General features: G+C 71.3%; 10 protein-coding genes. 7 read left to right on the forward strand and 3 right to left on the reverse strand.

The window, feature by feature from the left end; all coding sequences use genetic code 11:
- Together cobA and fdxA are read left to right on the forward strand one after the other, a co-directional pair.
- On the forward strand, positions 1-830 hold an 830-nt coding region (cobA, locus tag N869_RS08940; RefSeq protein ID WP_035060459.1), incomplete at its 5' end, for a uroporphyrinogen-III C-methyltransferase.
- Positions 827-1,153, forward strand: a complete 327-nt coding sequence (gene fdxA, locus N869_RS08945; protein WP_035060462.1) for a ferredoxin — start codon at positions 827-829, stop codon at positions 1,151-1,153. The genes cobA and fdxA, both read left to right, overlap by 4 nt.
- A 46-nt stretch (positions 1,154-1,199) precedes the next feature.
- On the opposite strand, the gene N869_RS16540 is transcribed toward fdxA, so the two are convergent.
- Both N869_RS16540 and N869_RS08955 read right to left on the reverse strand, forming a co-directional pair.
- Complete coding sequence (locus tag N869_RS16540; protein ID WP_156968459.1) at positions 1,200-1,688, reverse strand: Imm63 family immunity protein; 489 nt, start codon at positions 1,686-1,688, stop codon at positions 1,200-1,202.
- Between the two features lie 183 nt (positions 1,689-1,871).
- Complete coding sequence (locus N869_RS08955) at positions 1,872-2,060, reverse strand: hypothetical protein (protein ID WP_035060465.1); 189 nt, start codon at positions 2,058-2,060, stop codon at positions 1,872-1,874.
- Between the two features lie 155 nt (positions 2,061-2,215).
- Here N869_RS08955 and N869_RS08960 point away from each other — a divergent pair, with 155 nt between their 5' ends.
- Both N869_RS08960 and N869_RS08965 read left to right on the forward strand, forming a co-directional pair.
- Positions 2,216-2,854 carry a suppressor of fused domain protein gene (locus N869_RS08960; protein ID WP_035060468.1) on the forward strand — a complete coding sequence of 213 codons (639 nt, stop codon included), beginning with the start codon at positions 2,216-2,218 and terminating at the stop codon, positions 2,852-2,854.
- Between the two features lie 247 nt (positions 2,855-3,101).
- A complete protein-coding gene (locus N869_RS08965) occupies positions 3,102-4,556 on the forward strand; it encodes an endo-1,4-beta-xylanase (protein WP_035060473.1) in 1,455 nt (484 codons plus the stop codon).
- Between the two features lie 90 nt (positions 4,557-4,646).
- Here N869_RS08965 and N869_RS08970 read toward each other — a convergent pair whose 3' ends face one another.
- Positions 4,647-7,310: a substrate-binding domain-containing protein gene (locus N869_RS08970; RefSeq protein ID WP_232229671.1), complete on the reverse strand. Its 2,664-nt coding sequence runs from the start codon at positions 7,308-7,310 to the stop codon at positions 4,647-4,649.
- Positions 7,311-7,455: 145 nt separating this feature from the next.
- On the opposite strand from N869_RS08970, the gene N869_RS08975 reads away from it, so the two are divergent.
- From N869_RS08975 to N869_RS08985, 3 genes are all read left to right on the forward strand, one after another.
- Positions 7,456-8,502: a LacI family DNA-binding transcriptional regulator gene (locus N869_RS08975; RefSeq protein ID WP_052105290.1), complete on the forward strand. Its 1,047-nt coding sequence runs from the start codon at positions 7,456-7,458 to the stop codon at positions 8,500-8,502.
- 139 nt (positions 8,503-8,641) lie between these two features.
- A complete protein-coding gene (locus N869_RS08980) occupies positions 8,642-10,012 on the forward strand; it encodes a cellulase family glycosylhydrolase (protein ID WP_035060477.1) in 1,371 nt (456 codons plus the stop codon).
- A 319-nt stretch (positions 10,013-10,331) separates the two neighbouring features.
- Positions 10,332-11,708, forward strand: a 1,377-nt coding sequence (locus tag N869_RS08985) for a glycoside hydrolase family 6 protein (protein WP_232229673.1), incomplete at its 3' end; no start/stop codon positions are given.

An 11,708-nucleotide genomic window follows, 5' to 3' on the forward strand; every position in this document is an offset into this window, starting at 1 on the left:
CCCGGCGGGCCACCGCGCTGCGCGACGCGATCGGCTCGCTGCTGCGCACCGGCAGCCTGCCCCTGCGGCGACGCCGCGGGACGGACGTGGGGTCCGTGGCACTGGTGGGAGGTGGACCCGGTGACGAGGACCTGCTGACCGTCCGCGCGCGGCGCCTGCTCGCCGAGGCCGACGTCGTGGTCATCGACCGGCTCGCACCCCAGTCCGTGCTGAAGGACCTGGACCCCGACGTCCTCGTCCTGGACGTCGGGAAGGTGCCCGGCAGCCGCGCCGTGACCCAGGACCACATCAACGACGCACTCGTCGAGCACGCGCTCGCCGGGCGCCGGGTCGTCCGGCTCAAGGGCGGGGACCCGTACGTGTTCGGGCGCGGCTCCGAGGAGGCCGACGTGTGCCGGCGGGCAGGCATCCCGGTGGAGGTCGTGCCCGGGGTCACCAGCGCCATCTCCGTGCCCGCCGCCGCCGGGATCCCCGTCACCCACCGGCAGGTGTCCCGGGGCTTCACCGTGATCACCGGTCACGAGGACGTCCCGGCAGTCCCCGCCGCCACCGACCACACCGTGGTCCTGCTCATGAGCGTCAAGAGCCTGGACCGCACGTGCGCCCTGCTGCGCGACGCCGGACGCCCCGCGACCACCCCGGTGGCGATCGTGGAGGACGGGTACGGGCCCGGGCAGCGCACGACCGTAGGGACCCTGGAGACCATCGCCGGACGCGCCGCCCAGGTGGGTGTCCGGCCCCCCGCCGTGACCGTCGTGGGTGACGTCGTCCGCCAGTCACCCGCCTGGCGCGCGGCGCACCCGACCACCGAACCGAAGGAGCAGCCATGACGTACGTGATCAGCGAGCCGTGCGTGGACCTCAAGGACAAGGCCTGCATCGAGGAGTGCCCCGTCGACTGCATCTACGAGGGGAAGAGGTCGCTCTACATCCACCCCGACGAGTGCGTGGACTGCGGTGCGTGCGAGCCGGTGTGCCCGGTCGAGGCGATCTACTACGAGGACGACGTCCCCGAGCAGTGGAGCGAGTACTACAAGGCCAACGTCGAGTTCTTCGACGGCATCGGGTCACCCGGGGGTGCGGCCCAGACCGGCCCCATCGACAAGGACCACCCGGTGATCGCGGCCCTGCCGCTGCGCGTCCACGGGGACTGAGCACCGGCGGCCGGCCACCGGGGACCTGGCGGCCGGCCGCCGGGCGTCAGCGGCCACCGTCGGGCGGCGGCAGGTCCGGGAGCAGGGCGGCGAGGTCGTGGGCCATCCAGTCCTTGGCCAGCATCTCGCTGCGCCACCGGATCGCCCACTGTGGGTTGAGCCGGTGCAGCAGACGCGCCTGCGTCGCGAAGATCAGCGCGCGGCGGTCCTGGGCGCTCTCCGGGGCCACCGGGACAGACCACGCGGCGTGGTACGCCATGCCCTTGGCGCACCAGTACAACAGCTCCTGCGGGTCGTGGGTGGTGCGGTCGAAGATCGTGCGCCCGCGCTCGCGGGCCACGTAGTGCATGCGCCCGGACGCGTCGACCCTGACCGCCGGGGCGCTCTCGCCGTCGGCGCTGAACGAGGGCACACCGTCGTCGCCCTCCAGGCCGAACTCGGTCGCCAGGCGGCTGATCTGCCTGGTCAGGTGGGCTCGCAGGTACGTCAGGCGCGAGGGCCCGTCGAGCTTCAGGGTCCTGGCCGCTGACGTCACTGCCGCCTCCTCCACCCACGTCGGGAACGGCACCCACCGTCGGGAGCCGCACGTCGAATGCTAGGGGCAAAACGGGCACCCGGGACGAAGTGCACAGGAGGGTGGCCGTGGGGGCGCAGCAGCCGGACCGTCGCCGGCGGACGTCAGTGCCGGTCAGTGCCGGTCAGTGCCGATCAGTGCTGCTCAGTGCCGGTCGTACTCGGCCAGCAGCGTCATCGGCTCTGCGCACACCGAGCACAGCGGCATGGAGCGGCCGGCGCCGTGCGCGCCGTGGGCCTCGTTCCCGCAGAAGTCGCAGACCCAGACGGTCAGCAGGTCGCGCATGACGACGTGGTCGTGGCGGGCGGTGCCTGGGCGGGTCGTCGTCATCACGTCGCACTCCTCCGGCCTGGAACTCCTGCAGTGCGACTGTGATCGGCATCTCAGGGACCGACCTTGAGCCCGAATCCGGATCTTCTTCGAGCAGACGTCCGGGAGGGCTGTGGACAACTGCGGTGGGGCGGTCCGCCGAACCTAGCCTGCGACTCATGGGCCAAGCTGAGCGTCTGGACGGGTGGGAGGACCCCATCGCACCGGGATGGGACGCGCTCGACGCGATCCTCGCGCTCGTCTACGACAACGCCGTACCGCGGCACGTCTCCTACAGCCCGCCTGCGGCGTTCTCGACCAACCTGCAGGGGTGCGCGGCCTACGACACCGGGGAGCACTGGCACTACGTCTCCTACGGCCTGAGCGAGTTGTTCACACCCGCGCCGGACGCCGATCCCCGGTTCTCCGGGTGGGGCTTCGAGCTGTCGATGCGGGTGCCCCACCTGGGCCTGGACTACCCGCCCGACTGGCCGTTCACGATGATCAACCAGATGGCCAAGCACGTGCGGGCCACGGGGCAGGGCCTGGTCGAGGGCGACCGGGTGGACCTCAACGAGCCGGTCACCGGGTTCCCCCACGTCAAGGACGCACCCCGGACCGGCCTGACGGTGTACGCCGTGACCCGTGACCCGCGTCTGGGCGTGATCGACACCCCCAACGGGAGCGTGACCTTCCGTCAGCTCGTCGGGGTGACAGCGGCCGAGGCCGCAGAGATGCGTTACACCTCGACCCACACGGTGCTGTCCCGGCTGGCTCAGTGGGACCCGTGGATGACGACCGACCCCGAGCGGGCCTGAGCACCCCTCCCCGAAAGTTGCTGGCCCCGTGGTCCGCAACTTCACGTGCCCGGGCCCGGTGCAACCGGCCCGGGTGTGTGCCGAAAGTTTTCGGCTCTCGCTGCCTAAACGATTCAGCATGTGGTTCGGGTCACAGCCGATGACGAAACTGTTCGGACGGTCGGCAGGGCTGCCATCGTCCGGTGGCCCCTGCCGGGCGTCAGGTACGAGTCATGAGCACTGCACGACTACCGAAGGAACCCTGACCATGAGATCACCGGCCACAAAGACGTCGTCGGGGCGTCGGCACCGGCTCGCAGTGGGTGCCCTGGCGACCGCGCTGGTCGCCGGAACCGCGATGGCCATGCCGGCCGCGGCGAACGACACCCTGAAGGCCCACGCGGACGCGATCGGCTTCGACATCGGTTTCGCGCTCAACCCGAACCACCTGAACGACTCCGCGTTCCGCCAGATCGCCGACAACGAGTTCAACCTCGTGGTCGCCGAGAACGCGATGAAGTGGGAGTCGACCCAGCCGAACCAGGGTCAGTACTCGTGGGGGCAGGCCGACCAGGTCGCCGACTACGCGACCTCCCAGGGCAAGAAGCTCTACGGCCACACCCTCGCGTGGCACTCGCAGATGCCGGGCTGGGCGCGCAACCTGCGCGGCACCGCCCTGCGCGACGCGATGATCGAGCACACCGAGACCGTCGCCGCCCGGTACGCCGGCACCATGCACAGCTGGGACGTCGTCAACGAGGCGTTCGAGGGCGACGGCACGCGCCGCCAGTCCGAGCTGCAGCGGGAGATCGGCGACGAGTGGATCGAGCTCGCGTTCCACGCCGCGCGTCGGGCCGACCCGAACGCCCAGCTCTGCATCAACGACTACTCGACCGATGCGATCAACGCCAAGAGCACCGCGATCTACGACCTGGTCCGTGACTTCCAGGCCCGCGGCGTGCCGATCGACTGCGTCGGGTTCCAGACGCACCTGATCCTGGGCCAGGTCCCCTCGAGCATGCAGGAGAACCTGCAGCGCTTCGCCGACCTGGGTCTGGACGTCCGCGTGACCGAGCTCGACATCCGCATGGACATGCCGGCCACCCAGCAGAAGCTGCAGCAGCAGGCCGACGACTACGCCCGCGTGTTCGAGATCTGCCTCGCGGTCGACCGGTGCCAGGGTGTGACCGTCTGGGGCATCTCGGACCGTCACTCGTGGGTCCCGGACCACTTCTCCGGTCAGGGCGCGGCCCTGATGTGGGACGACAACTACAACGCCAAGCCGGCGTACGCGGCGGTTCACGACGTGCTGGCCCGTGCGGCCGGAGACAGCCCGACCCCGACGCCCACGCCCACCACGCCTGCGCCCACACCCACGACGCCTGCTCCCACCCCGACGTCGCCCACGCCCACGACGCCGCCGACCGGTGGCGCGTGCACCGCTGAGCTCGCGGTGATCAGCACGTGGGAAGGCGGGTTCCAGGCCGAGGTGCGGGTGACCGCGGGATCGTCCGCGATCAACGGCTGGTCGACGGCGCTGTCGCTGCCCTCCGGCTCCTCGATCCAGAACCTGTGGAGTGGCTCGCAGTCCGGCTCCGGTTCGAACATCACGGTCACGAACGCGGCCTGGAACGGGTCGGTCGGAGCAGGCCAGACCACCTCCTACGGCTTCGTCGGCTCGGGCCCCGCGCCCTCGGGCGCGGTGAGCTGCTCGGCGAGCTGACCGCACCGCCGGTGACCCCCGGGTGACCGGGGACCACCAGGGCCCCTGCACGGCGACCACGGTCGTCGAGCAGGGGCCCTGGCGTGTGCCTCAGGTGCCGGTGCGGCGGACCCCGGCCGGGCCGAGCGGCATGGACGGGGACGGCCGGGGCTCACGGCGACGCTCCAGATCGGCCTGGTCGCGCTGGAGGACGACCTCGGCCGCGCGCAGGGCGTCGCCGGCGTCCTCGTACGGCTGCAGGCTCTCGACCGCGCCCACCGCCGCAGTCAGGCCAGGGAGAGATCGGGCCACCTCGACGACCGCGCCCACACGGGCGGGATCGCCGCGTCGACCGGTCCCGTGCAGCAGCACGGCGAGCACGTTCTCGCCCAGGCGCCCGATCTCGTCACCCTCCTCGGCTGCGCCCTGCAGGGAGTCGATCGCCTCCCGTAGGCGCCTCGCCGGGGTGTCGGCCGGGGTCAGCGGCCGGTCGGGACCGCGCTCCAGGCTCAGGAGCACCAGGGCGGCGTCGTAGCGCTCCGACGTCGCGGCCCGCTCCACGGCCGAACCGAGGCGATCCAGGAAGAGGGTGCGGTTGGGCACACCGGTGTCCTCGTCACGCAGCGACCGGGAGGACAGCGCGAGCTCCCGTTGCTTCTGGTCGGTGACGTCCACCAGGGCCCCGATCAACCGGGCCGGGCACCCGGCGTCGTCCAGCACCGTGATCGCCTGGCAGAGCATCCACCGGTACCCGCCGGACGCCGTACGCACGCGGTGCTCGACCCGCAGGGGTGTGGGTGACCCTCCCAGCTGGGAGGCGACCAGGGCTGAGATGCTGCTGCGGTCCTCCGGGTGGACGCGATCGAGCCACTCGGAGGGCGAGGAGCCGATCTCGTCCTCGGCGTAGCCGAGCGACTGCTTCCACTGGGGTGTGTAGTACACCGTCCCGGCCGAGACGTCCCAGTCCCACATGCCATGGTCCAGGGCCTGCATCCAGAGCGCGTGCCGCTCAGCCTGCATCCGGATCTCGTCGGCGAGGGCGTTCTCCCAGGATGCGGTGCGACGCAGGTCCAGCTCCCGTTGCCGGAGGTCGGCCACGAGCTGCTCCTGGTCCAGCGCCACGGCCAGGAGCCCCGCCCAGTGCTGGTACTTCTCACGAGAGTAGCTGGTGTGGGCGTCGACCCGGCCGTTGATGGCCAGCAGGCCCCAGTCGCTGCGCCCGGAGGTCACCGGGATCACGAACGTGAGACTCGCGCCGTCCGGTGACTCCGACCGGGTCAGGGCCGCAGGCGGGAACTCACCTCCGGTGATCGTCTGGCCGAGGAGCCTGGCGAGGGTCCCGGACCTGCCGCGGACCCCGACGATCTCGAGCTCACGCTCCTTGCACGCGCTCTCGGGGCCGGTCCAGAGGCCCAGGCAGGCGGGGGAGCGGACCGCTCGGGGGAGCCAGGTCAGACGCCGGGGGCTCTCGCCCTTGGCGGACATGAGGTCCATGTCGACCTCGTACTGGTCGGCGATGGTGCGTTCCAGGTGCCCGATCCGCGCCATCGCGGGCCGGGTGCAGCCCTTGCTCAGGGCCAGGACGACGTCCGTGGTGACCCGGTGCAGGACCGCTCGCCGTCGAAGGTCCTGAGCCACGGTGGAACCCAGCTCGTGCTCGATCTCGCGCACTGCTGCCAGGCACTGCTCGAGGGCCTCGGGGTGCGGGCGGAGCGCGGCGGTGAGGTCGTTCAGGCGGTGCAGGGCCACCGGTGAGGGCCCGCTGGCGCGTTCGGCCGCGGTGTCCAACGGCTCGAGCACCGCGCGGACCCACCCGTTCCGGGTCTCGTCCTCGGTGAACCGGGTGTTCAGGGCGCCCATCGCGCCGGTGAACGCGGTCTGGGCGAGCTCGTAGAGCCGTGCCCGACCGGGCGTGGTGACCTCGGCCACCGCAGCGTCGACCCCACCGAGGGTCGAGGTCGAGCTGCACCCGCACGACTCGCGGGTGACCAGCGTCGTGGGGACGCGGATCACGTCACCCTCAGGTCGGTCGCCGCGGAACATCGCGAGAACCTCTTCGACGGCGATCTCCCCGACCTGGTCGTGGCGCGGGTTGACCGACGAGAGCCGGGGGATCATCCTGGCGCCGCCGTCGGTGTGGTCGAACCCGATCACGGCGTGGTCGCGGGGGAGGGCGAAGTCCGCGGCCCGCAACGCCCGGATGAACCCGATCGCGTTCTGGTCGGTCGCGGCGATCGTGGCCGTGGTCGGCATGCCCCCGGCGACGAACCGCGCGGCTGCGTCGGCACCGGACTGGCCGTGCGTTCCCGTGACCTCCAGGAGCCACCCCGGGTCGGGCTGGATGCCGTTGTCCGCCATCGCGGCGCGGTAGCCCTCGTAGCGCTCGCGGATGTCCTGCTGGCTCAGGTCGCCGACGAACCCGATGCGGACGTGGCCGTGACCCATGAGGTGCTCCACGGCAGCGCGTGCGCCGCCGTGGTTGTCCGACAGGACGACCGAGCCGTTCCATTCCGTGGACGTCTCGCCCGCCACGACGACCGGGATGTCGAGCTGGCGGAGCTGGGCGATGCGGTGGTGGGGGAGTGCCTGGGTGATGACCACCAGCCCGTCGACGGCGGACAGGGAGCACGGGACGCCGGGCAGGGGCTCGCCGCGGTGCCGCTCCCTCGGCAGCCGCGTGGGGTGGGTCTGAACAGCGACGACGCGGTGACCTGCGCTTCCAGCCGCTCGGGTGACCCCGGCGATCACGCCGCCGAAGTAGAACCCGCCGACCATGGGCGAGATGACGCCGATCGTTCGCTGTGAACCCAGCGCAGCTGGACTGCGCCGTTGACTGTCCATGCCCCTCCTGGTCCCGCTCTGGTGCGAGTTTGCACCAAGATGGTGCGGTCGCGCACATCTACGGGCAGGCTAGGTGATCGTGGTCACACCAGCAAATGACTCTGGGTCAACTCCCTCACGACCGACTATCACGGACATCGCTCGAGCCGCAGGCGTCTCGATCGCGGTGGTCTCGTACGCGCTCAACAACCGACCGGGGGTCTCCGTGGCCACCCGGGACCGGGTGCTGCGGATCGCCGACGAGTTCGGCTGGCGCCCGAGCGCAGCGGCCCGGTCGATCCGCTCCGGGCCCCACACCGTCGGGATCGCCGTGAGCGGGGAGCCGTCGGCGGTCGCGCGCAGCACCGGCTTCCTGGACTTCCTCACCGCCGTGCAGGACACCGTGTCCCCCCGCGGGCTGTCGTTGTCCATGCAGATCATCGAGTCGGCCGAGGCCGCGGCCGTCCGCTACCGGGAGTGGTGGGCCGAGCGCCGGTTCGACCTGATGATCGTCCCCGACCTCCTGACCCAGGACCCCCGGATCGAGGTCCTGCGCCGCATGCACGCACCTGCCGTGGTCGTCGGCCCCTGGGGGGTGGCCGAGGGGCTGGCCTGCGTGAGCTTCGACGAGGAGGCCGCCGGTGCGCGGGTCGCCACCTACCTGCTCGAGCTCGGGCACCGTCATGTGGCAGCCGTGACGGCACCGGCAGGCCTGCACCGGACCGGGGTGCGCGTCGAGGCGTTGCGACGCACCGTCGAGGGTCACGGCGGGCGGTTGGTGCACCACGCCACGAGCGCCTCCGCCGAGGAGTCCGCGGCCGCGACGCGCGCGCTGCTGCAGGACCCGTTGGGCATCACCGCCGTGGTGTACGACAGCGACCGCATGGCCGTGGCCGGCCTCGACGTCGCCCGTCGGTCCGGTGTCGAGGTGCCGTGGGACCTCTCGATCGTGGCGGTGGGCGACTCCGAGCTGTGCCGGCTCGCCACGCCTGCCATCACCGCGATGCCGATGTCCGCTCCCGATCTCGGGCTGGTCACGGGCGAGGCCGCGCTCGCGGTGCTCGACGGCGAGGCCGACGTGAACCGGCTGGTCGCCCCGGGGGGCGTGGCACTGCGCGGCAGCACCGGACCGCCGTCGGCCCGCTGACGGCGAGCTTCGTTCGGCAACATGACAAAGTCCTGTGCTGAATCGTTTAGCGAGGTGATCCGAGCCGTCCCGGCGCTGGTAGGTATGCCGGGGTCAGGGGCTGCACCGACGCAGCCCCGCTCTCGGATGGGAGACCCTCATGCGCACCAAGCACTGGCTCGCCGGCCTGGCAGCCGTTGCGCTGGCTCTGCCCGTGGCGGCATCGCCGGCTGCTGCGGCCGAGCCGCCCGGCTTCCGGATCGACGACGGGCGCCTCGTGGAGTCCGACGGCTCACCCTTCGTGATGCGCGGCGTGAACCACGCGCACACCTGGTACACCGATCGGACCGAGTCCTTCGCGGGCATCTCGTCCCTGGGCGCGAACGCGGTGCGCACCGTGCTCTCCAGCGGGCACCGGTGGACCCGCAACGACGTCGACGACGTGCGCGAGGTGATCGAGCTGGCCAAGCAAGCCCGGCTCGTCTCGGTCCTGGAGGTGCATGACACCACCGGCTACGGCGAGGAGGGCGCAGCGGCCAGCCTCGCCCAGGCCGTGGAGTACTGGATCTCGGTCAAGCCCGCCCTGGACGGTCAGGAGGACTACGTCCTGCTGAACATCGGCAACGAGCCGTTCGGCAACGACGCCACCGCCAACCAGCGCTACGTCACCGACACGATCAGCGCGATCCAGACCCTGCGCCGGGCGGGGTTCGCCCACACGATCGTGGTGGACGCGCCCAACTGGGGCCAGGACTGGCAGCACATCATGCGCGACAACGCCCAGCGGATCTTCGACGCCGACCCGGACGCGAACGTGCTGTTCTCCATCCACATGTACGGGGTCTACGCCCAGGGCTCGACGGTGCGGAGCTACTTCGACGCCTTCGAGCGGGCCGGGCTGCCCCTGATCGTCGGCGAGTTCGGCAACACCCACTCCGACGGCGAGGTCGACGAGGACACCATCCTCGCCGAGGCGCAGGCGCGTGGGATCGGCTGGCTCGGCTGGTCCTGGAGCGGCAACAGCGGTGGGGTGGAGTACCTGGACCTGACCCATGACTTCGACGCCTCGTCGCTGACCCCCTGGGGCGAGCGGCTGTTCCACGGGCCCGACGGCATCGCCCGGACGGCGCAGCGCGCCGCGGTGTTCGCGGGGACCACTCCGACCCCCACCCCGACCCCCACGACGCCGACCCCGACTCCCACCACCCCCGCCCCGACGCCGACTCCGACGCCGGCGGAAGGCTGCACCGCTGAGCTCGCGGTGATCGGCTCGTGGAGCGGTGGCTTCCAGGCCGAGGTCAGGGTCACCGCAGGGACCGCCGCCATCGAGGGGTGGTCGACGTCCTTCACGTTGCCCGCGGGCACCACGATCCAGAACCTGTGGGGCGGCAGCGCGACAGGGTCCGCAGGTGAGGTCACGGTGGTGAACGCGGCGTGGAACGGTGGGCTGAGCGCCGGTCAGGGAGCGTCGTTCGGCTTCATCGGAGCGGGCCCGGCCCCCAGCGGGCCGGTCACCTGCGCCGCCCGCTGACCACCGCTCCGCCGCGTCGGCGCGGGCGCGGGCGCCAATGACGACGGGCCTGATCGGGGATTCCACCTCGATCGGGCCCGTCGTGTGCCTATATGCCCCTTTTCACCTGCGAAGACGCAGGACTGTAACGAATTGATAACGGCCACGACCTAAATGATTCGGGACGATGACGGCCGGGAGCGGCGGCGGGACGCTCGGCCCGGTCGCCGTGGACCAGGCGACCCGCGTCACCGTTGACCGGGACCACCTGGCCAGACGCGCGATCACCTCGGAGGCATGCGTGTCCAGAACCAAGAGGCGACCCAGAGCGGTCGCGAGCGTGCTCACAGCGGGCGCGATGGTGGCCGCCACGATGGCTGTGGCGACCACCACGGCCCAGGCGGCGCCGGAGCACGTCGACAACCCCTACGCGGGCGCCACCCAGTACGTCAACGCGAACTGGTCGGCGAACGTCAACGCAGCGGCAGAACGCGCCGGGGGGACGCTCGGCGCCCAGATGCGTGCGGTGGCCGACACCCCGACCGGTGTGTGGATGGACCGGACCGGTGCCATCTACGGCAACGTCGACGGCCCGGGTCTGCGCTGGCACCTCGACGCCGCGCTGGAGCAGAAGGTCGGCAACACCCCGATCGTCCTGACGCTCGTGGTCTACAACCTGCCGGGACGTGACTGCTTCGCACTGGCGTCCAACGGGGAGCTGGCCGCCACGCCGGAGGGCATGGACCATTACAAGAACGAGTACATCAACCCCATCGCGGAGATGCTCGCCGAGCCGCAGTACCAGGACATCCGGGTCGCGGCGGTCATCGAGCCGGACTCCCTGCCCAACCTGATCACCAACATGAGTGACCAGAAGTGCCAGGAGTCCGCACCGTACTACCGGGAGGGTGTGGCGTACGCGCTCGACGCGTTCTACCCGATCCCCAACGTGTACACGTACATCGATGCGGCCCACGCAGGCTGGTTGGGCTGGGACGACAACGCCGGACCCGCCGCCCAGCTGTTCGCCGAGGTGGCGCGCAGCACCGAGGCAGGGTTCGCGTCGGTGGACGGGTTCGTGACCAACACGGCCAACACCACCCCCCTCAAGGAGCCCTACCTGACGGACCCGAACCGCCAGATCAACGGCATGCCGGTGCGGTCGGCGAGCTTCTACGAGTGGAACCCTGACTTCGACGAGGCCGCCTGGACGGCGAACCTGCACCGGCGGCTGGTCGCCGCGGGCTTCCCGTCACGGATCGGGATGCTGGTCGACACCAGCCGCAACGGGTGGGGCGGCGCCGCCCGACCCACGGGCCCGTCGACGAGCTCCAGCCTCGACACCTTCGTCGACCAGTCCCGCATCGACCGCAGGGTGCACCGCGGCGCGTGGTGCAACCCGGCCGGCGCAGGCCTCGGCGAGCGTCCGACGGTGAGCCCTGCCGGGTTCCCCGGCTCGAACCTGGACGCCCTGGTGTGGGTGAAGCCGCCGGGTGAGTCGGACGGCTCCTCCAGCGAGATCCCGAACGACGAGGGCAAGAGCTTCGACCGGATGTGCGACCCGACCTTCGTCTCTCCCAAGCTCGACAACAAGCTGACCGGCGCGCTCCCGAACGCCCCGGTCTCGGGCAAGTGGTTCGAGGAGCAGTTCATCGAGCTGGTCCAGAACGCCTACCCGCCGGTCACGCCCGGATCGGACCCGACTCCGGACCCCACG

It is taken from the genome of Cellulomonas bogoriensis 69B4 = DSM 16987 (assembly GCF_000767165.1).
GTDB lineage: Bacteria > Actinomycetota > Actinomycetes > Actinomycetales > Cellulomonadaceae > Actinotalea > Actinotalea bogoriensis.

What these genes read in the sequence shown, in the direction of transcription:
- fdxA (WP_035060462.1), top strand. Translation starts at nt 827, where the DNA reads ATGACGTACGTGATCAGCGAGCCGTGCGTGGACCTCAAGGACAAGGCC.
- N869_RS08960 (WP_035060468.1), top strand. Translation starts at nt 2,216, where the DNA reads ATGGGCCAAGCTGAGCGTCTGGACGGGTGGGAGGACCCCATCGCACCG.
- N869_RS08965 (WP_035060473.1), top strand. Translation starts at nt 3,102, where the DNA reads ATGAGATCACCGGCCACAAAGACGTCGTCGGGGCGTCGGCACCGGCTC.
- N869_RS08970 (WP_232229671.1), bottom strand. Translation starts at nt 7,310, where the DNA reads ATGGTCGGCGGGTTCTACTTCGGCGGCGTGATCGCCGGGGTCACCCGA.
- N869_RS08980 (WP_035060477.1), top strand. Translation starts at nt 8,642, where the DNA reads ATGCGCACCAAGCACTGGCTCGCCGGCCTGGCAGCCGTTGCGCTGGCT.